The 23,922-nt window shown below is 72.3% G+C and carries 26 protein-coding genes; 14 read left to right on the top strand and 12 right to left on the bottom strand.

The window, feature by feature from the left end; all coding sequences use genetic code 11:
• Positions 1 to 94: 94 nt before the first annotated feature.
• From B073_RS0127260 to dhaM, 6 genes are all read right to left on the bottom strand, one after another.
• Positions 95 to 1,450, bottom strand: a complete 1,356-nt coding sequence (locus B073_RS0127260; protein WP_026247773.1) for a serine hydrolase domain-containing protein — start codon at positions 1,448 to 1,450, stop codon at positions 95 to 97.
• Positions 1,451 to 1,592: 142 nt separating this feature from the next.
• Positions 1,593 to 2,801, bottom strand: coding sequence for a cytochrome P450 (locus B073_RS0127265; RefSeq protein WP_018541260.1), 1,209 nt, complete (start codon positions 2,799 to 2,801; stop codon positions 1,593 to 1,595).
• Positions 2,802 to 4,564: 1,763 nt separating this feature from the next.
• The gene (locus tag B073_RS41270; protein ID WP_018541261.1) at positions 4,565 to 4,969 is read right to left on the bottom strand and encodes a hypothetical protein; all 405 of its coding nucleotides are present in this window, start codon (positions 4,967 to 4,969) and stop codon (positions 4,565 to 4,567) included.
• Positions 4,951 to 5,235, bottom strand: coding sequence for a serine hydrolase (locus B073_RS44480; RefSeq protein ID WP_018541262.1), 285 nt, complete (start codon positions 5,233 to 5,235; stop codon positions 4,951 to 4,953). The genes B073_RS41270 and B073_RS44480 overlap by 19 nt, the downstream gene beginning before the upstream one ends.
• 82 nt (positions 5,236 to 5,317) lie before the next feature.
• A complete protein-coding gene (locus B073_RS46690; protein ID WP_158690230.1) occupies positions 5,318 to 5,467 on the bottom strand; it encodes a hypothetical protein in 150 nt (49 codons plus the stop codon).
• Positions 5,468 to 5,567: 100 nt separating this feature from the next.
• Positions 5,568 to 5,960: a dihydroxyacetone kinase phosphoryl donor subunit DhaM gene (dhaM, locus tag B073_RS0127275; protein ID WP_026247774.1), complete on the bottom strand. Its 393-nt coding sequence runs from the start codon at positions 5,958 to 5,960 to the stop codon at positions 5,568 to 5,570.
• Between the two features lie 57 nt (positions 5,961 to 6,017).
• Between dhaM and B073_RS0127280 the strand changes: the two genes are divergently transcribed.
• The 10 genes from B073_RS0127280 (at position 6,018) to B073_RS0127325 (ending at position 15,436) form a co-directional block, all read left to right on the top strand.
• Positions 6,018 to 6,794, top strand: coding sequence for an IclR family transcriptional regulator (locus tag B073_RS0127280; RefSeq protein ID WP_018541264.1), 777 nt, complete (start codon positions 6,018 to 6,020; stop codon positions 6,792 to 6,794).
• Between the two features lie 347 nt (positions 6,795 to 7,141).
• Positions 7,142 to 7,858 (top strand): dihydroxyacetone kinase subunit DhaL, encoded by a 717-nt coding sequence (gene dhaL / locus B073_RS0127285; RefSeq protein ID WP_078508204.1) that lies wholly within the window; start codon positions 7,142 to 7,144, stop codon positions 7,856 to 7,858.
• A gap of 84 nt (positions 7,859 to 7,942) precedes the next feature.
• The gene (gene hppD / locus B073_RS0127290; protein ID WP_018541266.1) at positions 7,943 to 9,040 is read left to right on the top strand and encodes a 4-hydroxyphenylpyruvate dioxygenase; all 1,098 of its coding nucleotides are present in this window, start codon (positions 7,943 to 7,945) and stop codon (positions 9,038 to 9,040) included.
• A complete protein-coding gene (locus B073_RS0127295) occupies positions 9,037 to 10,194 on the top strand; it encodes an alpha-hydroxy acid oxidase (RefSeq protein ID WP_018541267.1) in 1,158 nt (385 codons plus the stop codon). Before hppD ends, B073_RS0127295 begins: the two co-directional genes overlap by 4 nt.
• Positions 10,191 to 11,117 carry a phytanoyl-CoA dioxygenase family protein gene (locus B073_RS0127300; protein WP_018541268.1) on the top strand — a complete coding sequence of 309 codons (927 nt, stop codon included), beginning with the start codon at positions 10,191 to 10,193 and terminating at the stop codon, positions 11,115 to 11,117. Before B073_RS0127295 ends, B073_RS0127300 begins: the two co-directional genes overlap by 4 nt.
• On the top strand, positions 11,114 to 12,433 hold the full coding sequence (locus tag B073_RS0127305; protein ID WP_018541269.1) for a PLP-dependent aminotransferase family protein: 1,320 nt from the start codon (positions 11,114 to 11,116) through the stop codon (positions 12,431 to 12,433). Before B073_RS0127300 ends, B073_RS0127305 begins: the two co-directional genes overlap by 4 nt.
• Positions 12,430 to 13,368, top strand: a complete 939-nt coding sequence (locus B073_RS41275; protein ID WP_018541270.1) for a DMT family transporter — start codon at positions 12,430 to 12,432, stop codon at positions 13,366 to 13,368. Before B073_RS0127305 ends, B073_RS41275 begins: the two co-directional genes overlap by 4 nt.
• A 133-nt stretch (positions 13,369 to 13,501) precedes the next feature.
• Positions 13,502 to 14,620: a prephenate dehydrogenase gene (locus B073_RS0127315; RefSeq protein WP_018541271.1), complete on the top strand. Its 1,119-nt coding sequence runs from the start codon at positions 13,502 to 13,504 to the stop codon at positions 14,618 to 14,620.
• 88 nt (positions 14,621 to 14,708) lie between these two features.
• Positions 14,709 to 15,086, top strand: a complete 378-nt coding sequence (locus B073_RS0127320) for a 5-carboxymethyl-2-hydroxymuconate Delta-isomerase (protein ID WP_018541272.1) — start codon at positions 14,709 to 14,711, stop codon at positions 15,084 to 15,086.
• 68 nt (positions 15,087 to 15,154) lie between these two features.
• Positions 15,155 to 15,436, top strand: coding sequence for an acylphosphatase (locus tag B073_RS0127325; protein ID WP_018541273.1), 282 nt, complete (start codon positions 15,155 to 15,157; stop codon positions 15,434 to 15,436).
• On the opposite strand, the gene B073_RS0127330 is transcribed toward B073_RS0127325, so the two are convergent.
• The 3 genes from B073_RS0127330 to B073_RS0127340 form a co-directional block, all read right to left on the bottom strand.
• Positions 15,427 to 16,569: a hypothetical protein gene (locus tag B073_RS0127330; RefSeq protein WP_234025176.1), complete on the bottom strand. Its 1,143-nt coding sequence runs from the start codon at positions 16,567 to 16,569 to the stop codon at positions 15,427 to 15,429. The two genes, B073_RS0127325 and B073_RS0127330, sit on opposite strands and share 10 nt — an antisense overlap.
• 94 nt (positions 16,570 to 16,663) lie before the next feature.
• Entirely contained in the window at positions 16,664 to 17,011 is a 348-nt protein-coding gene (locus B073_RS0127335) for a DUF3040 domain-containing protein (protein ID WP_018541275.1), read from the bottom strand.
• Between the two features lie 354 nt (positions 17,012 to 17,365).
• Positions 17,366 to 17,926, bottom strand: a complete 561-nt coding sequence (locus B073_RS0127340; protein ID WP_078508205.1) for a DUF402 domain-containing protein — start codon at positions 17,924 to 17,926, stop codon at positions 17,366 to 17,368.
• A gap of 266 nt (positions 17,927 to 18,192) precedes the next feature.
• Here B073_RS0127340 and B073_RS41280 point away from each other — a divergent pair, with 266 nt between their 5' ends.
• The 3 genes from B073_RS41280 to B073_RS0127355 all read left to right on the top strand — a co-directional run bounded on the left by B073_RS41280 (position 18,193) and on the right by B073_RS0127355 (position 19,665).
• Positions 18,193 to 18,390: a DUF6126 family protein gene (locus B073_RS41280; RefSeq protein ID WP_018541277.1), complete on the top strand. Its 198-nt coding sequence runs from the start codon at positions 18,193 to 18,195 to the stop codon at positions 18,388 to 18,390.
• Positions 18,391 to 18,403: 13 nt separating this feature from the next.
• Positions 18,404 to 19,036, top strand: a complete 633-nt coding sequence (locus tag B073_RS0127350; protein ID WP_324608806.1) for a histidine phosphatase family protein — start codon at positions 18,404 to 18,406, stop codon at positions 19,034 to 19,036.
• A gap of 83 nt (positions 19,037 to 19,119) precedes the next feature.
• Positions 19,120 to 19,665, top strand: coding sequence for a hypothetical protein (locus B073_RS0127355; RefSeq protein WP_202487050.1), 546 nt, complete (start codon positions 19,120 to 19,122; stop codon positions 19,663 to 19,665).
• A 97-nt stretch (positions 19,666 to 19,762) separates the two neighbouring features.
• On the opposite strand, the gene B073_RS0127360 is transcribed toward B073_RS0127355, so the two are convergent.
• Together B073_RS0127360 and ftsH are read right to left on the bottom strand one after the other, a co-directional pair.
• Positions 19,763 to 20,104 carry an SHOCT domain-containing protein gene (locus B073_RS0127360; RefSeq protein ID WP_018541280.1) on the bottom strand — a complete coding sequence of 114 codons (342 nt, stop codon included), beginning with the start codon at positions 20,102 to 20,104 and terminating at the stop codon, positions 19,763 to 19,765.
• A 185-nt stretch (positions 20,105 to 20,289) separates the two neighbouring features.
• Positions 20,290 to 22,236, bottom strand: a complete 1,947-nt coding sequence (ftsH, locus tag B073_RS0127365) for an ATP-dependent zinc metalloprotease FtsH (protein ID WP_018541281.1) — start codon at positions 22,234 to 22,236, stop codon at positions 20,290 to 20,292.
• A gap of 177 nt (positions 22,237 to 22,413) precedes the next feature.
• Here ftsH and B073_RS0127370 point away from each other — a divergent pair, with 177 nt between their 5' ends.
• Positions 22,414 to 22,989: a hypothetical protein gene (locus B073_RS0127370; RefSeq protein ID WP_202487051.1), complete on the top strand. Its 576-nt coding sequence runs from the start codon at positions 22,414 to 22,416 to the stop codon at positions 22,987 to 22,989.
• Positions 22,990 to 23,263: 274 nt separating this feature from the next.
• Here B073_RS0127370 and B073_RS0127375 read toward each other — a convergent pair whose 3' ends face one another.
• Positions 23,264 to 23,902 (bottom strand): TetR/AcrR family transcriptional regulator, encoded by a 639-nt coding sequence (locus B073_RS0127375; RefSeq protein ID WP_018541283.1) that lies wholly within the window; start codon positions 23,900 to 23,902, stop codon positions 23,264 to 23,266.
• Between the last annotated feature and the right edge of the window lie 20 nt (positions 23,903 to 23,922).

Consider the following 23,922-nt stretch of genomic DNA (forward strand, 5'->3'; position numbering starts at 1 on the left):
TGCGGCGGGCCGCCCGGACAAGCGGGGCCGGGCGGAGCGGAGCCGGAGGGGCGAGCGGGTGGGGAGGTGCACCTCGGCGTCCGCCGGGCCCGGTTCAGGCGGTGGCGGAGCGGCGGGCCGTGCGGCCGGAGATCTGGAGGCGGTCGACGGCCCCGCTGTCGGGGTCCCGCAGGAAGCGTCCGCCCGGCACCGGACGACCGGTGGCGGGGTCCACCAGGTCGAAGGAGAGATCCGGGTAGCAGACCAGCGGGGCCGGGGTGTCGCCGTTCACGGTGAGGGACAGGGTGCCCGCGGCGTCCGCGGTGACCAGGTATGCGACGGTGCCGTTGCGGTAGCTCCCGGCGCCCTGGGGCAGCGCGCCGGCCGGGCCCCGCTCGGGCGGCCGGGCGGCCGGCGGGACCGGTTCCCCGGTGATCTCGCCGATTTCCGCGGCGAGTTCGTGCCACAGGGCGGTGCCGTTGTTGGCGTTGGCGGTGAAGGCGACCACGGTTCCGGTGTCCGGTTCGGCCCGCAGATGGCAGGAGGTGCCCTGGGCGTTGCCGTCGTGGCCGCACCACTGCCGGGCGTCCTGCTGGAAGAGCGCGAGGCCCGGTCCCCAGGCGTCGGCGAGCGCGCCCGGGGCGGCGCCGGGCACCGGGCTGCGCATCTCCTCGGCGGCCTCGGGTGTCAGCACCGCGCGGGGACCCGCACCGGTCAGCGCCCGCCCGAGAGCGACCAGGTCGAGGGCGCTCGCCGCCAGTCCGCCCGCCGGAGCCTCGACCGGCGCGAGGGTCTGGCGTACCGGCCGTACCCGACCGGAGACCGGGTGGACGGAGTGGCCGCGGGCGACCGGCCGCCCGGGAGCCGGCTCCCCCAGGAAGGCGGGCGCGGTGCCCAGCGGTTCGAGGACCAGCGTCCGCACCGCGTCGCGCCAGGCCATGCCGGTGATCTCCTCGATCAGCCGCCCGGCGGCGACGTAGCCGGCGTTGGAGTACGAGAAGCCGGTGCCGGGCACGCACACCGTGTCCGGGCCGGCGCAGTACGTGGCGAGGTAGCGCGCGGCCGTCAGCCCGGCCACGTCGTCCGAGTCGGGCCCGGTGGGCAGTCCCCCCGTGTGGCTGAGCAGCTGCCGCACGGTCAGGTGCGGAGCGCGGCGCAACTCCGGTAGATGCGTCCCGGCGAGGTCGTCGAGGTCGAGGTCACCGTCTTCGGCCAGGAGCAGCACCGCAGCGGCCGTGTAGGGCTTGGTCAGCGAGCCCAGCGGCACCGCCGTCTCGGCGGTGAGCGGCCGGCCGGTCCCGGCATCCGCCACGCCGGTGTGCAGCGGGTAGGTCACCCCGTCGAGGTGAACGGCGAGTTGGGCGCCCGGCACCTGATGGGCGCGGGCGAGGGTGTCCAGACGCTCTTGTAAGAGAGGGCGTATCCGGGTCGGCTGCCGGTTCGCGACCGGCGCGCTCGAAGCATGCGGCATGAGGAAGGAACTCCCGGGACTCGGAACTCACGGGGGAATGACGTGACTGCCTGCCGTGGGACCGGCCGCTCCGGTGGGGCGGGCCGGCCGGTCAGCCGGCGCGGCGGCGGCCGGTGGGGCCGGGGCCGCGCGGCGCACGGCGCTATGACCTCCGGACCTCCAACGGCAGATGGCGCGGGCTGACGATCACGGCCGGGTTCTGGAGCACCACGTCGCGGTCGTCCGGGACCGCGAGATCGGAGAACCGATCCAGCAGCAGGCGCAGGGCGATCCGTGCCTCCAGCCTGGCCAGCGGCGCCCCGAAACAGAAGTGGATGCCGTGGCCGAAGGTCAGGTGGGGGTTGGGATGGCGCGTCACATCGAAGCGGTCGGGCTCGGCGAACCGGGCCGGGTCACGGTTGGCGGCGGCGAGGTGCGGCATGACCAGCGTGTCGGCCGGCAGGGTGTGGCCGCCGATCTCCACCTCCCGCGTGGTGCGCCGGCCCAGTTCGGGAAAGGGCGGCAGCCACCGCAGCACCTCCTCCAGGGCCGCCGGCAGCCGCCCCGGCTCGGCTCGCAGCAGGGCGGCGGCATCGGGGTGGGCATCCAGGCAGAGCACCGCGTTGCCCAGCAGGGCGGTGGTGGTGATGTGCCCGGCGACGAGCAGCAGCGCGACGAAGCCGACGATCTCCTGGTCGGTCAGGCGGACGCCGTCCGCCTCGGCCGCCAGGAGTCTGCCGGTCAGGCCGTCGCCCGGGGCCCGACGGTGGCGGCGGATGTGGTCGAGAAGGTAGCCGTTCATCTCCCGCACGGTGGGCGCGAGGGCGTTCAGGGCGCGTTCGAGATCGGCCATGTCCGGCGCGTCGCCGAGGTCGTCTCCGCCGAAGAGGACCGCCGCCCACTCCTGGAACAGTCCACGGTCCTCGGCCGGTACGCCCAGCAGTTCGCCGATCACGATGACCGGCAGGGGGTAGGTCAGCGCCTCCACCACGTCGAAGCGGTCGCGATCCGCGACGGCGTCGAGCAGTTCGGTGGTCAGCGTGTGGATCCGTGGCTCCAGTCCGGCCACCACACGAGGGGTGAACGCCTGGCTGACGAGGGTACGCAGGGTGCGGTGGCGCGGCGGGTCCATGCCGACGAAGTTGCCCTCGCGGAAGGTCTCGAAGTCCGGCTGGGTGGGGGTCAGTCCGGAGAGGTCGGAGGAGTAGGTGGCCGGGTCGGCCAGTACCGCGGCCACGCTCCGGTGGTCGAGAACCTGCCAGACGCCCTGCCGTTCGTCGTGGCGCACCGGGCCGGCCGCTTGCAGGGCCACCCACCGGCCGATCAGCTCGTCGAAGACGGTGGGCGACGCACTCAGTTCTTTGCTGGTCACCGGTTCTCCCTGAAGTACGGGTTCTGGACGGGGCTTTTCTGTACGGCAGTTGGGCCCAGGACTGTTCGGCGGCCCGACGTCCGGAAAAGACAACTCGCCAGGTGGTGCAAGATTTTTACTATCACAGCCCTTTCGTGGCCTTGACTGCTTTGCGATTAATTCTGTGTTGCCGCCAGCCGAATTGGGCGACCATCGGGAGAAGCGCCCGCGGGCAGGCGTCGGCAACGGCCGCCATAGGCCGGCCCCAACGCCCGACGGCACCCCTGCACCGCATCCAGGAGTTCCGGGAGTTGCGGGACTTGCCAGGCTCCTGAACCCCCCGGCACACACGACCGGTTATCGGCACTGCGCACGCGCACACCGAACGAAGGACGGCAAGCGGGCGCGAATGACGAAATCATCCGCAGGCACTCGGCGGAACGCGTCAGCACAGCATGCCCCGGCGCCCGGACACCCTTTCCACCAGCCCGAACGTGGGGGCACGCGGCGGAAGTTGAACTCCGCTCCCGCCACACCGCCCGCGCCGGGACGGCACCTGCCCTCGTCGGCGGAGAAAGGTCAACGGCGACAGCAGCCGAAAAGCAGCCGCGTCGGCCGAACGGCAGGCCGGTCCGTACCGGCCACCGGCCGGCCATGACCGGAACCGGAAGAGGACACGGAATTCCCCATGCCATAGCGCTTTGCGCCCCGAGCAGCGGGACGCCGAACGCTTGACACCGGGTCCGCCCGGCGCAGCGCGGAGCAAGCCGACGCGCTCCGGCCACGACCCGTCCCCTTCGCAGGGACCCACGACGGTGACACCACCGTCGACCCACTCGTTACCACACATCCCCCACAGGAATCCTCTCGCCCAGGGCGCGCATGAGGTGTCTCCGCACCAGCAAACGTGAGCGGACCCCACCTAAGCCACCCGGTGCCTACAAGAGACAACGAGAGACGATCACCATTACCGGCAGGCGTACTTGGAGTTGTCGGCGATCTGTACCCCTGGCACATTCTCGCCACTCGAACGTGACCGACAGTCTTCACTCGCCTTCACGCAATATCAACCCCCATGTTCTGACGATGTGCGATTTTCCGGTTCATTTGCCTTGACTTGCCAGTAGGCACCTGAGGCTCCTGTTACCCAAGAGGCAAGTGATATTCGACTTCCCGTTCGAGTGCAGCGAAGGGAATCGCACAAGCGTTTCCCCGGGGACGGCCTGGCCCTCCAGGAACGTTCCCGCTCCCCTGCCGGACAGACGAAGACGATGAGGCTCACACCTGCACGACGTCAAGGCGGCGCAGGCAACATTCCACCTGCAAAGCAAGCGCCCCGCACTGGCGGCCCGGACCAGCGCCCACGTCAGCGTTCGCCGCTTCACCGGGCGTTGGCCATCGCACCGGCCGCGCGGAGCGGCAGGCCAGACGGCCGACTGGCCTGCTCTCGCCCACCTGCCTCCGCGTTCCCCGCACCCGACCGGCCAACACCCCCCGTCGCGGAATGGCTCGCTTTGACCGGTCGGCGAATTGGCCGGATCCCAGACCTTCCACCCGGCACCCGGGCCGAGTTACTCGCGGTTCAACTCCGGGCGGGCGTCACCGCGTCTCCTGCTATTCGCTCCCGCTGCTCCTGCCATACGCGCCCCAGTGCGCCCCCATCGCGCCCCAGTTGCGCCCCCTTACGCCCCCACAAAACCGCGAGCGACCCGGCCCGACGGGAACCCGATAACGGACGTCATACAGCCGCCGAACGCGAGCCCGCCGAGGCGGACTCGGATTCCTCATCGGTGTGGGAGGGGGATGCCTGCGGAGCGGAGTTTGGCCTCGGTGAGCGCGGTCAGGCGGGCCGAGATCGGTGCCTGATCCTTGCGGTGGTTGTTGATCAGCCTGTACTGGGTGGAAGCGCTCGTCCATGCCCGCAGGCTGGTGGGGCTCCCCAGGAGTGTGGGGTTGGCGAGGTAGTGGTCTGCCATGGCGGTCGCGAGTTCTTCGATCCTCGGGTCGTCCGGGTCCCAGGTCTCGGCCTCCCGACCGCGCTTGATCAGGTCGACGTACTCGGGGTCGTCAAGCCAGTGTTCGAGCTGGGTCAGGAAGCCCTCGAAGCCCTCCGGCACCAGCGCCCGGGTCAGCACCAGCGCCTCGCGTTGTGCGGCCACGTAGTCGGGGCTCAAGCCGAGGCCGGGCATCCGCTCCAGGATCGCGCAGGCACGGCCACCAGCATGAGCGCCGAGGTCGCGACGAAGTTCTTGGTGGTGCTGCCGATGCGGAAGTGCCCATTGACCAGCGGCTCGGCGTTCTGCCCCAACTCGCGCACCCCGGCACTGCCGACCCACTCACCCCGCTCGTCGTTCACCCGCAGCTGCACCCCGAGGAAACCGGACTCGACGATCGCCTCGATCGCCTTCTGCAGCGATGGGCGTTCCTGCCCCTGGTGGGAAAGGACGGTGGACATGGTGGTCGCTCCTCGGAATCCGTTGTGCCCGGGTCGGCGTCGTGCCGCTGCGACGAGCTTCCGCCCTGCCCCAAGGTCGACCTCAAGCGTGTTCTGGCTCACCACTACCTTGGGGGAACAATGACTGCGGCTGCCAGACGAGGTGCAGTTCGGCCAGCAGGGCGGTGAGTTGCGAGTCGTGCGGGCAGCGGTCGTCGGCCCGGCGCAGCATCCGGGCCGCGTGCGGGCGCATACGCGCCGTACGGCGCCGGTGGTGGGCGGCGGTGCGCTCGTTCCGGTCAGGCGGAACAGACGGCTGCGTTCGGCCCCCGCCCCCTCCGGCGAACCGGCCGTCAGAGCTTGCTGAAATGGCGGGCCTCTTCTGCCGCCTTGGCGACGGTGGACAGTGGGGCGCCGGTCGCGGCGGTGACGGCGGCCGCCACGGCGCCCTCGACGAACGGGGCGTCGGCGAGGACGGCGCGGATGGCGGGGTGGTCCTCCAGGACGAGGCGCGCAGTGAGCACCGAGCTGCCCAGGTCGGGCAGGAGCAGTACGCCGGCATCGGTGGCGGCGCTGTGCAGGGCATCACGGATGCGGGCGTAGCTGGTGCCGGTCCGGCCGTCGTCGGTGCCGCCCGCCGCGGCCACGGTGACCTCGGGGCCGGCCATCTCGGCGACCAGGGAACGTACCCCCAGGGCGATTTCCGCACGGTGCGACACAAGTACGATGCCAACCAGCGGTGTCATGAACGAGAACCCTACGGTTCGGAACGCCGTTCAGCAATACCGACCGAGGAGTGGTTCATGGTCCAAGCGGTGCACAGGGCGATCCACGTACTGCGGGAACTCGCCACGGCGGCACGCCGGTTGGGTGTGACGGAGCTGGCGGAGCGGATCGGGGTCGCCAAGCCGACCGCCCATGCACTGCTGCGCACCCTGGAGGCGGAAGGACTGGTCGTCCAGGACCGCGAGACCGGCAAGTACCAGTTGGGGCCGGGACTGGTGACACTGGGCAACGCCTATCTGGACTCGCATGAACTGCGCACCCGTGCGGTGACCTGGTCCGACCGGCTCGCCGCCCAGGCGGACGCGGCCGTCTGGACCGGCATCTTGACGGGAGGTCAGGTATTGGTGGTGCATCATGCGTTCCGGCCGGGTGGGGCGGTGCAGGTCCTGGAGACGGGGGCCAGTCTGCCGTGGAATGCCTGTGCGCTCGGCAAGGCGATCGCCGCCTTTCTGCCCCTCGAACGTCGTTCCGCGCTGCTGGCGGGCGAGTTGCCGCGGGTCACCGGCTCCAGTCTGGATGATCCGGAGCGACTGGAGAGCCAGCTGGACCGGGTGCGGGAGACCGGATACGCGCTCGACGAGCACGAGTTGACGCTCGGAGACGCGGGGATCGCGGCGCCGGTCTTCGACCGCTCCGGTGAAGTGGTCGGCGGGCTGGGGCTGGTGGGCCCGGTGGAACGCCTGCTGGCCGAAGGCGTGCGGCAGGAACACGCCATCGCGGTGCGGGAGGTGGCGCGCAGCCTGTCCCGGGACCTCGGCGCACCGCGTAACGCCGGTCTGACGGCGTGTAGTTGAGCCAGTTGAGCCAGTTGACGGAGTCGGTGTAGTCGGCTCCGGGCCCTGTCACTCCCCACTTCCCTGTGCCACCTCGGCGCGCCGCTTCCCGGTGCGCTTCCCCGCGCCGCTTCTCCCTGCGCCTCCTCGCGTCCGCGTCGATTTCACCAACGCGCCGCTCGCCGGCCGCGGTTCGCTGTCGCTCCGTAAAGCCCGTGCTCGCTTGTGCGGGAAAACCTTGACGCGGCCGGGGTCGTTGCGTTTTGCTTCCTGTCGGTATTCGGTAATGCCGAACACCTTTCGGTAACACGTTGGTAATCCGGTAGCCGTCCACCACTGCGGCACGGGGGATCGAAGGAGCGCCTGCCATGCGGGAGCCTGAGAGGGACCGCGAGACGTTACGAGGCCGTGCCGGTACGCCCGGCCGGGGCGCGGTGGACTGTCCCTTCGTTCTCGACTGGCTGCGGCGCGTCGGCACGGCCATGGACCGGCATCAGGACCATCTCATCCAACTCGACTCCGCCATCGGCGACGGCGATCACGGGGCCAACATGGCCCGCGGCTTCGCCGCGGTCCGCGCCGCGCTCGACGCGCTGCCGCATCCCCCGGCCTCGCCCGGCGCGGCACTGACGGCCGCGGGCGAGACGCTGATCTCCGTGGTCGGCGGGGCCTCCGGGCCGCTGTACGGAGGCGCGTTCCGCACCCTGGGAGCCGCCCTCGGCACCGCGCCGGAAGTCGGCGCTCGCCGGTTCGCAGCCGGCCTGGTCGCCGCGCTGGCCACCATGCAGCGACTGGGCGCGGCCGTGCCCGGCGACAAGACCATGATCGACACCTGCTCCCCCGCGGTCCACGCCTTCCGGGGCGCCGCGGAGTCCGGCGCCGACCTCCCCGCCGCCGCCCGCGCCGCGGCACTGGCGGCCGAGGACGGTATGCGTGCCACCATCCCGCTCCAGGCAAGGAAGGGCCGGGCCTCGTATCTGGGGCTGCGCAGCGTCGGCCACCAGGACCCCGGAGCCACCTCCTCCTGTTACCTCTTCCGGGCCCTCGCCGAAGCGGCGGCGGCACCGGCGACCTCCATGCGCTGACCTGGCGGCCGGCTTCTCGCGGCGTTTCACGCGAGGGGCGGCCCGGTGCGCCACCACACCTTCCGAACGAGAGATTGGATCAGTGTGACCGCCCATTCCGTCGACCACGTCGAGTTCTTCGTCGGGGACGTCAACCAGTCATCCCACTACTACTGCGGCACCTATGGATTCCGGGTGGTGGCCGAGGCCGGCCCGCTCACCGGGCTCGCCGGCGCCCGTTCCCTCGTCCTGGCCCACGGCGGGGTGCGCCTGGTGCTGACCTCGGCCCTGCACGCCGACCACGCCGCCTCCCACTTCGTCCGCAGGCACGGCGACGGCGTGCGGGACGTGGCCCTGCGGTCCACCGACGCGGCCGGCGACTTCGCCCGTGCGGTGGCGGCGGGGGCCGATCCGGTCGCCGAACCCGAGACGTTCGAGGACGCCGGCGGCCGGGTCGTCCGGGCCACCGTCGCCGCCACCAACGACCTCGTGCACACCTTCGTCCAGCGTGACGACCCGTCAGGACCGTTTCTGCCGGGGCGGTACCTGCCCGTAGACGACGGGCAGCCCGACCCCGGTCTGCTGCGGTCCGTCGACCATCTGGCGCTGTGTCTGCGCCCCGGTTCGCTGGACACCATGGTCGACTTCTACGGACGCGCCCTGGGGCTGAAGCACACCTACGACGAGTACATCGTCGTCGGCGGCCAGGCGATGGCCTCCAAGGTCGTCCAGGACGAGACCCGGGGCATCACCTTCACGATGGTGGAGCCCGACCCGGTCAGCGGCCGCGGACAGCTCAACGACTTCCTCGACGGCTTCGACGGCCCCGGTGTGCAGCATGTCGCCTACGGGACCGACGACATAGTCACCGCCGCCCGTGAACTCCGCCGCTCCGGTGTGGAGTTGCTCAGCACACCGGCCGGCTACTATGCCTCGCTGGCCGCCCGCGGCATCGACGTGGGCATCGACCCGGCGGCCCTCCAGGAGCTCGGTCTGCTGGCCGACCGGGACGAGTGGGGCCAGCTGGTGCAGGTCTTCACCCGGTCCCCGTACGCCCGGCGCACGGTCTTCTTCGAGCTGATCCAGCGCCTGGATGCGCGGACCTTCGGCAGCGGCAACATCAAGGCACTCTACGAGGCCGTGGAACGGGAACGCGCGGGGAACGCCGTACCGGCGGGTGCCGCGGCGAGGGCCGGCGGGTGACCGCGCCGACCGCCGCCCGCACCGACCGTACCGAACCGCCGCTGAACCCACGGGACTTCGAGGCGGCGGCCCGTACCCGGCTCGACCGCCCGGTGTTCGACTACATCGCCGGCGGCAGCGGCGACGAGGTGACCCTGCGCGAGGACCGCGCGGCCTACGCCCGCTACCGGCTGCGCCCCCGCGCCCTGGTCGACGTCTCCCGCTGCGAGCCGGCCACCACGCTGCTCGGCCGGCCGGTGGCGTTTCCGGTGGGCATCGCGCCCATGGCGTACCACCAGTTGGTCCACCCGGACGGCGAGACCGCGACCGTCCGCGCGGCCGGCACGGTGGGCGCGCTCACCGTCGCCAGCACCTTCGCCAGCACGTCGCTGGAGGAGATCGCCCGGGCCGCCACCGGGCCGCTGTGGCTCCAGGTGTATGTGATGCGCCGCCGGGAGATCACCGCGTCCCTGGTGCGCCGAGCCGAGGCGGCCGGCTACCAGGCACTGGTGATCACCGTCGACACCCCGCGCATGGCCCGCCGCGAGCGCGATCTGCGCAACGGCTTCCGCCTGCCGCCGCACATCCGCCCCGCCAACCTCGACGAGGACCACGACACCGGGCTGTACCAGGGCCGCGCCGGCAGCTCCACTCTCGCCGCGCACGCCGCCCGGCACCACGACGCCGCGTTCACCTGGGACGACCTGGCCTGGCTGCGGTCGCTGACCGGGCTGCCGCTGGTGCTCAAGGGCGTCCTCACTGCGGAGGACGCACGGCGGGCGGCCACCCTGGGCGTGGCCGGGCTGATCGTCTCCACCCATGGCGGGCGCCAACTCGACGGGACAGTACCGGCATTGGAGGCTCTCCCGGAGGTCGTCGCGGCCGCCGGGGACCGGTGCGAAGTGCTCGTCGACGGCGGCGTCCGGCGCGGGACCGACGTGCTCAAGGCACTGGCCCTCGGCGCCCGTGCGGTCCTCGTCGGCCGCCCCGTCCTCTGGGGCCTCGCCGTCGACGGCGAGGCCGGCGTCGAACGGGTGCTGGCCACCCTCCGGGACGAACTGGAGGAGGCGATGGCGCTCACCGGCCGCCCCCGCCTGGACACCCTCGCCCCGGACCTGCTCCACCGCTCCACAGACCGTCCGTACCCCACCACCGACGACAGGGAACCGGCATGACCGACACCGCTGCCAACGCCACCCGCTTCACGCTGACCCCCGCCGAGCAGGAGCTGCTGCCCACCGACGAAGAGGTGCGGTTCTACCAGGAGCACGGCTGGTACCTGTCGAAGAAGCTGCTCACCGACGAGGAGGTCGACCTGCTGGACTCCGCGGCCGACCGTTTCTACGGCGGCCACCGGGACCGCACCCTGCCGGTCCGCCCGCCGCGGCTGGCCTACTGGGAGCCGGAGCAGGGCGATGTGCACCGGCACAACGACTACATCTTCTACGAGGACGACACCATCCGCTCCCTCCTGGCCAAGCCGGTGATCGCGGCGGTCGCCGCACGCATCGCGCAGACCGACCAGATACGCCTGTGGAACAGCACCCTGATCCACAAGCCGCAGCGGACGGACGACGCGCGCAACATCGTGCCCTGGCACTTCGACCGCCACTACTGGCAGACCTGCTCCTCCGACGCGATGCTCACCGCCTTCATCCCCTTCCACGACTGCGGCGAGGAGATGGGGACCATCACGATGGTGGACGGCAGCCACCGCTGGAAGGAGACCGGCGGCGACGATTCCACCAGCCGGCACTTCGCCGATCGCGACCGGTCCGAACTTGAGGACATGCTTACGGAGAACGCCGCCTTCAACAACGCGGAGGTCCGCAAGGTGCCCGTGACCATCCCCAAGGGACACATCAGCTTCCACCACTGCCGCACCTACCACGGCAGCGGCTACAACCTCGGCGACCGGCCCCGCCGCGCCATCTCCCTCCACCTCCAGGACCGCACCAACCAGTGGCGGCCCTACGAGCTGTCCTCCGGCGACCTGGTCGTCTACAACAACGACGTGCTGGTGCGCAAGGACGCGCACGGCAACCCCGACTACACCGACCCGGACTTCTGCCCGGTCCTGTGGGAGGACGCCCGGTGAGCCAGGATCCCCCCGTCACCGAGCTGCCGGGCCAGGGCCTGCACGGCTCGCTCTCCGACCCGCTGATGGAGGTGATGAACTTCCTCAACGAGGTCACCTCCCGCTACCCGGACGCGATCTCCTTCGGCCCCGGCCGGCCCTACGAGGGGCTCTTCGAGGTCGAGCGGATCGGCGACTACCTCACCGCCTACCAGCGGTACCTCACCGAGGAGCGCGGCTGCTCCCCGGAGCAGGTCCGCACCCTGCTGTTCCAGTACGGGCGGACCAACGGGCAGATCCACGAGCTGGTCGCCCGTGCCCTGCACCACGACGAGGGCATCACCGCCGATCCGGCATCGCTGGTGGTCACGGTGGGCGCGCAGGAGGGGATGTTCCTCGTGCTGCGCGCCCTGTTCGCCGACCCCTCGGACGTGCTGCTGGTCTCCTCGCCGTGCTACGTCGGCATCACCGGCGCCGCCCGGCTGCTGGACATCGAGACCGTCCATGTCCCCGAGGGCCCGGAGGGGTGCGATCCGGCCGTCCTGCGGCGGACGGTCGCCGAGCTGCGCGCCGCGGGCAAGCGGCCGCGGGCGTTCTACGTGGTCCCGGACTTCTCCAACCCCACCGGCACCTGCCTGCCGGTCGCCGCGCGCCGCCGGCTGCTGGAACTGGCCGAGGCCGAGGACCTGTTGATCCTGGAGGACAACCCCTACGGCTTCTTCACCCCCAAGGGCAGCGTGCTGCCCACCCTCAAGGCGCTGGACGACCGGCGGCGGGTCGTCTACCTCGGCTCGTTCGCCAAGACCTGCTTCCCCGGCGCCCGGGTCGGCTATGTGATCGCCGACCAGCACGTCCGGGCGCCGGACGGCGGCCGCACGCTGCTGGCCGACGAACTGTCGAAGCTCAAGGGCATGCTGACGGTGAACACCCCGGCGCTCAGCCAGGCGGTCATCGGCGGCATGCTGGTCAGCCATGACTTCCGGCTGCGGGAGGCCAACCGGCCGGCCGCCGACTTCTACCAGTCCAACCTGCGGATCCTGCTGGACAGTCTCGACGGGCTGCTGCCCCGCGAGCGGCGCGAGGCGGCCGGAATCAGCTGGAATGCGCCTGCGGGTGGCTTCTTCCTCACCCTGACCCTCCCGGTTCCGGCGGACAATGCCCTGTTGGAAGAGTCCGCCCGCGAACACGGAGTGATCTGGACACCGATGAGCTACTTCTATCCCGACGGTGACGGCGGATGTCACCAAATGCGCCTTTCCCTTAGTTACTTGACGCCGGATCAGGTTGCGGAGGGAGCCCGCCGGCTGGTCGGGCTGCTGGAACGGAGCTGCGGATGAACGCCGTCCTGTATGCCGTGACGGTGCTGATCTGGGGCTCCACCTGGCTTGCCATCAAGGGGCAGTTGGGGGACGTGCACCCCACGGCCTCGATCGCGTACCGCTTCGCACTGGCCGCCGTGATCCTGCTGGCCTGGGCCCGGCTGCGGGGGCTGCCGCTGCGCTATCCGCTCCGGGTGCACGGCCAGTTCGTCCTCATGGGCGCGTTGATGTTCTCCACCAACTTCGTCTGCTTCTACTTCGCCGAACAGCATCTGACCACCGGACTGGTCTCGATCGTCTTCGCCATGTCGCTGGTGGTGAACATGGTCTTCGCCCGGGTTTTCTTCCGGCGCAGCATCACCGCGAAGATGCTGGTCGGCGGAGGCATCGGGCTGTTGGGAATCGTCACCGTCTTCTGGCCGGAGTTCCAGAACTTCGGCCTGTCCTCCGGCTCGGGCCAGGGCATCGTGCTGTCGGTGCTCGGCACCCTGGTCTTCTGCCTGGGCAACGTGGTCTCCGGCAAGACCCAGGCGGCGGGCATCCCGGTGGTGCAGGGCACGGGGTACGCGATGGCGTACGGGGCGCTGCTGATGGCGCCGTTCGCCGCGTTCTTCGGGCACGGCGCGCCGTTCCAGCCCACCTTGAAGTACACCGGCTCACTGCTCTATCTCGCCGTCTTCGGTTCGGTGGTGGGCTTCGGCGCGTACCTCACCCTGCTCGGCAGGATCGGCGGCGAGCGGGCCGCGTACGCGATGGTGCTCTTCCCGATCGTGTCGCTGCTGCTGTCCACGGTGTTCGAGCACTTCTCCTGGACGGCCAGGGACCTGGCGGGTGTCGTGCTGATCCTCGTCGGCAACCTGGTGATGGTCGCCAACCCGGCGCTGCTGCGGCGCCTGACCGGCCGGCCCGCACCAGCACCGGAACCGGCCGCGCCGGCCCCGGCCGACCGCTAGGAACCGTCGCAGCACAACCGCCGCCCGAAGCTCCCTCCTTCCCCGGGCCCGNCCGCCCTCCCGGCCGGGCCCGGGCCCCGCACCGCCCCTCTCCGCCACCCACCCCACCCCCTCTCGGCCGAGGAGCGCCACCTTGGACACCGCCGCAGTCGTCGGCACCGGTCTCATCGGTACCTCCATCGCCCTGGCACTGTCCGCACGGGGAGTGACCACCCATCTGATCGACCGCGACCCCGACGCCGTCCGGCTAGCCGCCGCCCGCGGCGCCGGCACCCCGAAACCACCGCCCGCGCCGGTGGACATCGCCGTCATCGCCGTACCGCCATCACACACCGCCAGGACCCTCGCCGACCACCAGAAGGCCGGACTGGCCCGCGTCTACACCGATGTCGCGAGCGTCAAGGCACTGCCGCACGCCGAGTGCCTGGCCCTCGGCTGCGACACCACGACGCTGGTGGGCGGCCACCCGCTCGCCGGCCGGGAGCGCTCCGGCCCGCTCGCGGCCCGCGCCGACCTCTTCCAGGACCACCACTGGGTACTCACCCCCACCCCGGAGACCGGCGAGTCCGCCCTCAACCGCGCGCTGGAACTCGTCTCGCTCTGCGGCGCGGTGCCCGTACTGCTGGAGCCGCCCGACCACGACCGCGCCGTGGCGCTGGTCTCCCACCTCCCCCATCTGCTGGCGTCGCTCGCCGCGGCCCGGCTGCGGGACGGCGAGGAGTACGCGGTCCGGCTCGCCGGCCGCGGCATGCGAGACGCGACCCGGGTGGCGGCCGGCGACGCCGGCCTGTGGGCCGACATCCTCGCCGCCAACGCCGGCGCCCTCGCCCCGCTCCTGACCGAACTCGGCGCGGACCTGACGACCGCCGCCCACGCGCTGTCCCGGCTGTCCGCCGCCCCCGAGCCGGAGGCCACGGCCGACGCCCTGGCGGACCTGACCGCACTCCTGCACCGCGGCGCCGAGGGCCGGGCCCGCATCGCACCCTCCTACGACGGAACCGGGGCCCGCCCCCACAGCGTGCTCTCGGTCGCCCTGAGCGACCGCGACCGCCCCCTCGCACGCCTCCTCGCCGACGTCGACTCGGCCCAACTGCAGCTGGAGGGGCTCGACTTGACATCCACGGACACCTCCCGCCCGGCCAGCCCCGCAACCCCCGCCGATCCACCCGGCTCCGTCCGCCTGAAGGTCGCCCCGGACGTGGCACGTCCACTCGCCGAAGCCCTACGCGACCGCGGCTGGACCGTCCGCTGACGTCCACTCCACAACCCAACCCACTCCGCAACCACCCCGCTCCACAACCACCCCACTCCCCCGCCAGTCCCTCCGAGAGGAGACCCCCATGCCGCACATCCTCGTCGACCACGACGCCACACTGCGGGAGTTCCTGGACCGCCGCCGCTTCGCGCACGAACTGCACGCCCTCGCAGCGAAGACCGTCGACGGCATCACCGTCGAGAGCTGCAAGACCCGCTTCCGCTGCGTCGACGACGTCGTCATCGCCCACGACGCACCCCAACAGGCCCTGGTCCACGTGGACTTCGCCATCCTGCCGGGCCGCTCCACGGAGACCAAGAACGCCCTGAGCCAGGCGGTCCTGGACCTGGTGCGCGCCCACACGGCGGCGGCGACGAACCTGACCGTCCACGCCTCCGTCGAGGTCCGCGACCTCGACGCGGCCTATACCAAGCATGTGACGGCGGCCGGGGACCGGCGGTGAAACCCGCCGGGGCGCGCCGGAGGCGCCGGTCGCGCACCGCTCCGACCGCTTGATCTAGAGTCCTGAACATGGTGCGGAAGCACGTCATCGTGACGGGACAGGTGCAGGGTGTCTTCTTCAGGGACACCTGCCGGCACAACGCGCTTGGGTACGGCGTCTCGGGGTGGGTGCGCAATCTGCCCGACGGGGAGGTCGAAGCGGTCTTCGAAGGGTCCGAGGACCGCGTCCGGCGGATGGTCGACTGGGCGCACCTGGGACCGCCGGCCGCGGACGTGACGACGGTCGAGGTGCGGGACGAGGAGCCGGAGCAGCTCAGCGGCTTCGAGATCCTGCCCACGCCTCATCGCTGACTGTGGGCCGCCGAGGCGACGATGGCAGCGCGGCGCGGGGCCCCGGCGAACGCCGGATAGAGCGGCAGCGGCGGCACCGCCCACCCCTCGCCGATCCTCCGTAGCAGCACCCCCGCCGTCTCGCCCACCGCGCGGAAGTCGCCCCCGGCCAGGGCGGCTTCCGCGCGTTCCCAGCGGTACCGCAGCACCTGCCGCCGCGTGGGACCCGTCGGCTGCCGCGGATGCAACGGTCCGTCCCCGGCCACCACCCGCGGCAGCCAGTACGCCGTCGCGTCCACCGTCCACACCGCGGTCGCCCAACGCATCCCGGCCTCCCACACCGCCTCCTCGCCCAACTCCGGGTAGACTGCGGCCACTTCGGCCCGGTAGGTGCGCTCGGCCGCCGCCGCCACCGCGTCCGGGATACGGCAGACGCACCAGCAACTGGGAAACGGGCTCCGGCAGTACGCGGCGGTCAGGAACACCGACTGGAACCCCGCTCCCTCGAAGTCGATCAGCCGGACCCCGTTCGGTGCCAGCAACGCGTTGTAGGGGCAGGAATCCCCGGGGGTGAGCGCCGGAAAGCGGTGCTCCGCCGCCGTCAGGTGTCCCAGTTCCGCCGCCAGTCCGGCCGGGGCCGCGACATGCACCGCGTCCAACACGGCGAGGAACTCCTCGCCGTTCCGCTCGATCCAGGGCTCGCTCCCCCACCACGCCACGCCCTTGTCGTACTCCGCGCACCGCCGGTCGAACTCCGCCCGGCGCGGCAACGACAGCGCCGCCAGTCGCCCGAGTTCACGCGCCCAGGCACGCAGGCCGTGGCCCGCGAGACGACAGTCACCACCGACCAGTGCGTCCGCCAACGACAGGCCGGTCCCCACGTCCTCCATCACCACCACGGAGGCCGCAGCATCCACCCCGAGCAACTCCGGCCCGGCCAGGCCCAGTGACAGCCCCGCCGCCTCCGAGGTGAAGGACCTGCGCCCCTCCGGATCGTCACGGAACGCCTTGACGATCGCACTGCCCGCTCCGGCTCCCGCCGAGCAGCGCAGCACCACACTGCGCGAACTGCTGCCCACCACCACGGGCTCCGCCACGACCGCCCCCAGCACACCGCTCGCAGCCCGTAGAGCCGCACGTATGAGTGCATCCATCACGTCACTATGCCACCGGGGGCCAGACATCCGCGGGAAAGCCGCTGCTTCATATCCCGGTGACCGGGCCGTGGCAGGCAGTGCGGCCAGGCGGTCAGCTGCCGGCGTCGGCCGGTTCCCGGTCGTCGAGGGTTCGTAGCCGCGCCCAACAGGCGACCAGGCGGGCCAGACAGGTCAGCGCCAGTCCCCAGACCGATACGCAGGTCGAGAGCACCGCCGTCGTGGCGGTCGAGGCCGCCGACCCCAGTACGCCCCGGAACAGGGCGCCCAGTGCCCGGACGGCAGGACCGACGCCGTGCCCGGCCGACGGTGGTGGCTGCGGCGGTGGGACGTCCCACCGCATGGTGGTCAGACGACGGTCGAGGTCCGCGTCGTCCGTACGCAAGTCCAGTTCGATCTGTGCCAGGAGGGAAAGCTCCCGGCGGGAGAGTGCCTCAGCCATTGCGGTACGCCTCCGTGAGACCGCCCCCACGACTTCCGCTCTCCCTCCCACTGTGGTCCCACCCCGCCGACCAGGCAATCGCAACGACGGCCACGGCGGCCCGGCCCCGGGACGTTCCGGCCTGGGACCGGCGCCGTCCAACCACCCGTGACCTGTGCGGATGCACCTCGCTCGGGGGCCTGACGGGGCCTGACCGGCGTTGTCGCGACGGCGGCAACGGAGTGCAGCCGAGGGCATCTTCGCCCAGTCATCGGTGTCATAGGAGTCATCGGTGTCATCGGTGGTCGTGCCGGGCATCGGCGCACGGGCCCAAGCACAGTCCCGGCGGATCCGCAAGTCGGCGGCCGGGCCGGGTCAGAGTGTGCCCAACCGCCCGGCGCGAGCGAGTGCTTCGAGCGCGTCCAGGGCCCGTCGTGCCTGGGCCGCCGCGGCCGGATCGCGGCGCTCGATACCGCTCTGCGCGAACTCGTCCTCGTCCAGGCGGAGCACGGTCGCGCCGTCCGCCGACTGCCACAGGTCAAGATCCAGATCCTCGACCGTGATGCCGTCCGCACCGATCTCCGCCGGACGCGTCACATCGCAGTACCAGCCCTTGAGCGCGCCGTCGGCGGCCCGGACCGCCTTGACCGCGTACCAGCGGTCACGCCAGTAGTGCTCGGTGAGGACGTCGCCCGGCTCGAAGCGTACGAATCCGAAGTCCCGGGCGGTGGGCCGGGCCCAGCGCGCCCGCACCACGGCGCGCACGCCGTCATCGCTCACCACGGTGGCGGGGTACCGCACCTTGGTCTGCCCCGCTTTCGTCAGCGTGATGTGCACCTCGCGCCCCACCGTCAGCGCCACCGCACCAGTCAGCACAGTCCCCCGCTCCCGTCCGCTCCCGTCCGCTCCCGTCCGCTCCCATCCGTTACCCTCCATGCCCGTCGAATCCCGTCCCTGTACGCGCTCCGTCACGGAGCACCGGCACCTCGCAAGCTTCTCCCGGCTCGGGCCCGTGGCGACAGCGAATTTCGCGGTGCCGCGCGTGGCCCTGCCGAGGGCGGCCGGGGCCGAAGGGGCCGGGACCCATGGGGCGTCGCCTAGACTTGCAGGGTTTCGCAAAGCCTGTGGGCGGCTGCCGGACCCGTAGAACCCGGCAGCCGCACAGGAGATGCGGCGATAGCCAGGAGGACGGACAGCACACCATGAGCGACGGCCACAGCACCGGACAGCGCACCGACGCGGCGCCGTCCGCGCCCGATCCCGGCTTCGGTGGTGGGATGTCGGAGGCCCGCAAGGAACGCGGGGCGTCCTGGCGGGTGTTCCTCTACATCGCCGGGAGCCATCTCCTCCTCGGGTTCATGGCCCTGTTGTTCTACCTGGGGTCGCACGCCCAGAAGTAGCGCGGAGGCTTCCGTGAGTACTGACGAGAGTGCTTCGACGAGCGAGGCGATGAGCGCTTCGACGAGCAATTCGACGCGCGCTTCCCAGGAGCGGTGCGCCCGTCTGATCGTGCTGCGGCATGCGAAGTCCGCCTGGCCGGAGGGCGTACCGGATCATGAGCGTCCGCTGGCGGGGCGGGGCCGTCGTGACGCGCCGGCGGTCGGCCGATGGTTGCGGCAGCAGCACTGCACGCCCGACCTGGTGGTGTGCTCGACGTCCCGGCGGACCCGCGAGACCTGGGAGCGGGTCGCGGCGGAACTCGTGACGGCGGCGGAACTTCCCACGACGCAGGCGGCGGGCCCGGATGTGATCTTCGAGCCACGGGTCTACGCGGCGAGCGCCGACACCCTGCTCCAGGTGGTGCGGGCGCTCCCGGACCGTTGCCGGACCGCGCTGGTGATCGGCCACCAGCCGGCCGTGCAGGACCTGGTGGTGACGCTGACCGGGGCCGGCGACACCGAGACGCTCGCCCGGGTCCGTGGGAAGTTCGCCACGTCTGCGGTGGCGGTGCTGACGGTGCCCGACGGATGGGCGCGGCTGGAGGCGGGCGGCGCCGTGCTCACCGCATTCGCCGTGCCGCGCGGCGCGGCACACGACGCGCACTGAGGCGGTCCCGGCCGGCCTGGTCTGTCACCCCCATGGTCCGCACATCGCGCGGGGCCGCGGGGTCCACGGCGATCCTGTGGGACATGGCGGATGGTACGGGCGCCGACGACTCCGCGGACGATCAGGGCCGACCGATTCCCGGGCAGCCGGAAGAGCCGCGCGGGGCGCACACCGACTACGGAGGCGCGGTCTACGGTTCCCTCCAGGCCGCGTCCGTCGTGGCCGGCACCGCCGCCTTCGGGCCGTTCCCGCGGGCCGGGCTGGTGCTTCTGCTGCTGGTCACGGGCCTGGTCTTCTGGGTCGCGCACGTCTACTCCCGCCTCGTCGGCACGCTGGCGTCGTACCGGCATCTGACGTGGAACCGGGTGCGTCGGGTGGCAGGGCACGAGTGGCCGATCGCGCAGGCCGCGGTGGCGCCGGCGGTGGCCGTGGCGATCAGTCCGCTGCTGGGGCTGAGCCTGCCGGCCACCGCGTGGTTCGCGCTCGCGGTCGCCGTGGCGGAGCAGATCGGCTGGGCCGGCACGGCCGCGATCCGCGCCGGGGCCCCGACCCGGCTGGTGGTGCTCTCGGCCGTGGTGAACCTGGTGCTCGGCCTGGTCATCGTGGTGCTCAAGGCGGCGCTGCATTAGTCAGGGCTGCCGGCGGGGCGGTGTGGGGCGACATGGGCCGGCGGACCGTGCGGACGGTGCCGTCTCCGGCGCGCCTGTGGGTGTTCGCCGCCGCGGCTCACTTCGCCGGCGCGTCCGGGGGTCTCGTCGGGCCGCCCGTGCCGGAGCGCAGCACGGCCAGCCGCCGCTGGTATTCGTCGTCCTCGATCTCGCCGCGGGCGTACCGCTCGGCGAGGATCTGTTCCGCCGTGGGCGGCCCCGCGGGCGGTGCGGCATCCTGGCGCCAGCCGGGCACGCGGCGGCCCGGGCCGGCCGCGCCGAACGCGCCGGGACGGGTCAGGGCGCGGAAGATCAGGACGCCGATCACGATCACCAGTGCCCAGAACAGGACCATGCCGACCGTGGCCCCGAGCCAGCCCCAGCCCGGGCCGCCGTGGTGGTGGCCGTACCAGAACAACATCGGACCTCTCCTTCCCAGCTGGGAGGGCGGCTGCGGGCCCGGACGAGGGCCCGCACGCGCACGGGTGCCCTCAGCTCGATTCTCGCTCGTGTGGCCGCTGCCGGCGCATGCTGGAGGTTGCGGGTCGGCGGTGCGCCCGGCCCGGCCCCGGTGATCGGCAGGTCAGGGGCCCCGTGATCGTCGGGTCAGGGCGGGCGGGGCCCGGGCTCGTAGGGGTGCTCCGGGGGCGGTCCTGGCTGGCGGCGGAGGACGTCGAGGACCACCGAGCCGTCGACGGTCTCGCGGGTGGTGAGCAGGTCGGCGAGGTGTTCCAGGGCCGCCCGGTGGTCGCGGAGCAGAGCGGTGGCGCGTTGTTCGGCCTCCCGGACCAGGCGGGCGATCTCCTCGTCGATCAGGCGCTGGGTCTGCTCGGAGTAGGGGCGGTGGAAGGTCTCGCCGGGGGTGTCGTCGCCGGGCCGGTGCGGGCCGCCGGTGGTGGCGTAGCCGACCGGGCCGAGGGAGGGCGAGAGGCCGAAGTCGCGGACCATGCGGCCGGCGATCTGGGTGGCGCCGGCCAGGTCGTCGGCGGCGCCGGTCGAGCCCTCGCCGAAGATCACGAGTTCGGCGGCCCGGCCGCCGAGCCGGACGGCCAGCAGGTCGGTGAGATAGCCCTCGGTGTACAGATGCCGCTCGGCTTCCGGGAGTTGTTCGGTGGCCCCGAGCGCGGGGCCGGACGGCAGGATGGTCACCTTGGCGACCGGGTCGGCGTTCTCGCACAGCGCGGCCACCAGCGCATGACCCGACTCGTGGACGGCGACGGCATGGCGTTCCTCCGGGAGCAGGGCGTTGGAGGATTCCCGGCGTCCCAGCAGCACCCGGTCCCGGGCGTCGTCGAGGTCCTGGCCGGAGATGACGGTGTTGCCCGCGCGGACGGCGTGGATCGCGGCCTCGTTGACGAGGTTGGCGAGGTCGGCGCCGGAGAAGCCTGGGGTGGCCCGGGCGGCCACGTTCCAGTCGACGTCGGGCGTCAGTCGCTTGCCGCGGGCGTGGACGGCGAGGATGGCGGCGCGTTCGGCCTGGTTGGGCAGCGGGACGGTGACATGCCGGTCGAAGCGGCCGGGGCGGAGCAGGGCCGGGTCGAGGGCCTCGGGGCGGTTGGTGGCGGCGAGCACCACGATGCCGCTGCTCTGGTCGAAGCCGTCCATCTCGGCCAGGAGCTGGTTGAGGGTCTGCTCGCGTTCGTCGTTGCCGCCGAGCCGGATGCCGCCGCGGCGGCTGCCGACGGCGTCGATCTCGTCGATGAAGATGATCGACGGTGCGCGTTTGCGCGCCTCGTCGAAGAGGTCGCGGACGCGGGAGGCGCCGACGCCCACGAACATCTCGACGAACGCCGATCCGGTCACCGACAGGAACGGCACCGCCGCCTCGCCGGCGACGGCCCGGGCGATCAGCGTCTTGCCGGTGCCGGGCGGCCCGACCATCAGCACCCCGCGCGGCCCGGTGGCGCCGACCACGGCGTACCGCTCGGGGCGGCGCAGGAAGTCCACGATCTCGCTGATCTCCTGCTTGACGCCCTGGTATCCGGCGACGTCGTCGAAGCGGGTGGTGGGCCGCTCGGCCTCGATGATCCTGGCCCGGGAGCGGCCGATGCCGCTGAGCCCGCCGGTGAGGGTGCGCGCGGCCTGGCGCCCGGTCCACAGGAACAGCGCGCCGAGCAGGACCAGCGGCAGCAGCACGGCCGCCAGCGGTCCGATCCAGCTGCCGCCGCCGCTGCTGGAGGCGGTGATGTCGACGTCCTTCGCGCGCAGTTGCCGGTCGAGGCCGGTGGTGCCCAGCGCGGTGGGAATCCGGGTGGTGAACTTCCGGCCGTCCTTGAGCTTGCCGTTGACGCCGCCCTTGTCGTCGATATCGATGGTCTTGACCTGCCCGGCGTCCACCTTGCCGAGGAACGTGCTGTAGGTCAGGGAGGTGCCGGAGGGGTTGTGGGCGCGGCTGAGCAGGATGACGAAGACCGCGAGGAGGATGACGGGCGGCAGCCATGGCCGCCAGGCGGGCGGCCGGGGGCCGGCCGGTGGCTTGGGCGGCTCCCGCGGCGGGCCCGGCTTCGCCGAGCGCGTGGCGTGGCGCCCCGGCAGGCGCACTGCGGTGATCACGACGGCTCCCTACGGCTCCGCACTCCTGGGACGCGTCCGCTCCCTGCTCCCAGGATGCGCTCCGCTCCCCTTCCACGATCGGCTTTTCCGGCCGGTTCCGCAGGGCGGTGGCCGCCCTGCGGTGGGACCGCGCGGCCAGGTGTGGCACGCTCGAAGGGCAGGCAAAGGGGGTGCGTGATGCCTCTTGGGAAGCTCCGGCCGCCCTGGCGGCACGGCCCGCTGCGGCGGGGCACGGATGTGGCGCAGTCCTGGATCGCGCTGACCGCGGGCGTGCTGATCGCCGTGGCCGCCCCGACCGCGGGCGTGCTGGCCGGCAACGCGGTGGACGCGGCGGCCCACCGGCAGAGCGCCGAGTGGCGCCCCGTCTCCGCGGTGGTGGTGAAGGATCCCGCCGCCCGGATCACGGTCGACAGCGGGAACGGCACGGGCAGCCGGGTGCACACGATCGTGCGCTGGACGGCCGCGGACCACACGGCGCGCACGGGCGAGACGACCGTGCCGCCCGGTGTCCACGTCGGGGACCACACGACCGTCTGGCTGGACCGGGACGGGAAGCTGGTGCGCGACCCGAGCACGCCGACGGATTCGCTGGCCGAGAGCGTGGTGGCGGGCACCGTGGTCGCGTCCGGCACCGGCCTGCTGCTCTACGGCGCGGAGAAGGCCGGCGTCCGGCTGCTGAACCGCCGGCGCTACGCCCAGTGGGAGAAGGAGTGGGCGGACCTGGACACCCGCTGGCGGCACCCGCAGCAGTGAGGTGCCGTGGCGCGGGGCCCGGCCGGGACCGCGCGACGGGCTCGCGTGGCGGGCCCGGACCGTCCCTGCCACCCTGAAACGGACGGCTGCCCGACCGGCGTCCGTCCGGCCGTCGTGCCGGATCCGCCGGGGGTCGCCGGCGTCGCGCGCCGTTCGGCCGGTCCCGGAATCGCCGCACCGCAGCGCGCTGGACGTGCCGGCAATCTACGGGCTGTGCGTCTGCGGCGGACGCCCCGCAGGCACAACGACCGGGCCGGCGCAGGAGGGTTGAGCCTCACTCCGGGATCGCGCGCGCCAGTGAACCGCCGCCGCCCTCCCGGAAGATGCGGTCCAGGTGGCGGTCCAGGACGTCCGCGGCGGACCGGGCGCTGCTCCGGCCCACCAGGACGCTGGTGCCGAGCCCCGCGGACAGGGCGAGCAGGGTGACGGCCTCGGCGCGGGCGTCCATCCCGGGCCGGGTGAGGCCGGCTTCCCGTGCCTGTTCCAGGAGCGCGGTCAGGCGGTTCTCGGCGGCCTCGGGGTTCTTGATGAAGGGCTGGGCGGCGAGCGCCTCGTCGGTCACGGAGAGCACGGCGTACGAGGTGTAGACGAGGTGGAAGGTGCGGCTCTCCTCGTCGGTCGGCAGCGACGCCGTCAGGAGGGCCTCGATCACCGCCCGCGGTCCGGGGCGGTCCCCGGCGGCCCCGACGCGGGCGGCGACGCGTTCCCCGAACCGCTCGGCCAGGTGCTGCAGTCCGTGCAGCAGCAGCTTCTCCTTGGTCTCGAAGTAGTACTGCACCAGCCGCACCGACACACCTGCCTCCGCCGCCACGTCCCGCATCCCCACGGAGTGCAGGCCGCGTCGTCCCGCGACGCGGAGGAGCGCCTCGGCGATCTCGGTACGTCGTTCCGTGTGGTCCACGCGCTTGGGCATCGGCCGCGTCTTCCCTCGTC

The organism is Streptomyces sp. MspMP-M5 (genome assembly GCF_000373585.1).
GTDB lineage: Bacteria > Actinomycetota > Actinomycetes > Streptomycetales > Streptomycetaceae > Streptomyces.

What these genes read in the sequence shown, in the direction of transcription:
- B073_RS0127260 (WP_026247773.1), bottom strand. Translation starts at nt 1,450, where the DNA reads ATGCCGCATGCTTCGAGCGCGCCGGTCGCGAACCGGCAGCCGACCCGG.
- B073_RS41270 (WP_018541261.1), bottom strand. Translation starts at nt 4,969, where the DNA reads ATGCCCGGCCTCGGCTTGAGCCCCGACTACGTGGCCGCACAACGCGAG.
- B073_RS44480 (WP_018541262.1), bottom strand. Translation starts at nt 5,235, where the DNA reads ATGTCCACCGTCCTTTCCCACCAGGGGCAGGAACGCCCATCGCTGCAG.
- B073_RS46690 (WP_158690230.1), bottom strand. Translation starts at nt 5,467, where the DNA reads ATGCGCCCGCACGCGGCCCGGATGCTGCGCCGGGCCGACGACCGCTGC.
- dhaM (WP_026247774.1), bottom strand. Translation starts at nt 5,960, where the DNA reads ATGACACCGCTGGTTGGCATCGTACTTGTGTCGCACCGTGCGGAAATC.
- B073_RS0127280 (WP_018541264.1), top strand. Translation starts at nt 6,018, where the DNA reads ATGGTCCAAGCGGTGCACAGGGCGATCCACGTACTGCGGGAACTCGCC.
- dhaL (WP_078508204.1), top strand. Translation starts at nt 7,142, where the DNA reads ATGCGGGAGCCTGAGAGGGACCGCGAGACGTTACGAGGCCGTGCCGGT.
- B073_RS0127300 (WP_018541268.1), top strand. Translation starts at nt 10,191, where the DNA reads ATGACCGACACCGCTGCCAACGCCACCCGCTTCACGCTGACCCCCGCC.
- B073_RS41275 (WP_018541270.1), top strand. Translation starts at nt 12,430, where the DNA reads ATGAACGCCGTCCTGTATGCCGTGACGGTGCTGATCTGGGGCTCCACC.
- B073_RS0127320 (WP_018541272.1), top strand. Translation starts at nt 14,709, where the DNA reads ATGCCGCACATCCTCGTCGACCACGACGCCACACTGCGGGAGTTCCTG.
- B073_RS0127325 (WP_018541273.1), top strand. Translation starts at nt 15,155, where the DNA reads ATGGTGCGGAAGCACGTCATCGTGACGGGACAGGTGCAGGGTGTCTTC.
- B073_RS0127330 (WP_234025176.1), bottom strand. Translation starts at nt 16,569, where the DNA reads ATGGATGCACTCATACGTGCGGCTCTACGGGCTGCGAGCGGTGTGCTG.
- B073_RS0127335 (WP_018541275.1), bottom strand. Translation starts at nt 17,011, where the DNA reads ATGGCTGAGGCACTCTCCCGCCGGGAGCTTTCCCTCCTGGCACAGATC.
- B073_RS0127340 (WP_078508205.1), bottom strand. Translation starts at nt 17,926, where the DNA reads ATGGAGGGTAACGGATGGGAGCGGACGGGAGCGGACGGGAGCGGACGG.
- B073_RS41280 (WP_018541277.1), top strand. Translation starts at nt 18,193, where the DNA reads ATGAGCGACGGCCACAGCACCGGACAGCGCACCGACGCGGCGCCGTCC.
- B073_RS0127355 (WP_202487050.1), top strand. Translation starts at nt 19,120, where the DNA reads ATGGCGGATGGTACGGGCGCCGACGACTCCGCGGACGATCAGGGCCGA.
- B073_RS0127360 (WP_018541280.1), bottom strand. Translation starts at nt 20,104, where the DNA reads ATGTTGTTCTGGTACGGCCACCACCACGGCGGCCCGGGCTGGGGCTGG.
- B073_RS0127370 (WP_202487051.1), top strand. Translation starts at nt 22,414, where the DNA reads ATGCCTCTTGGGAAGCTCCGGCCGCCCTGGCGGCACGGCCCGCTGCGG.
- B073_RS0127375 (WP_018541283.1), bottom strand. Translation starts at nt 23,902, where the DNA reads ATGCCCAAGCGCGTGGACCACACGGAACGACGTACCGAGATCGCCGAG.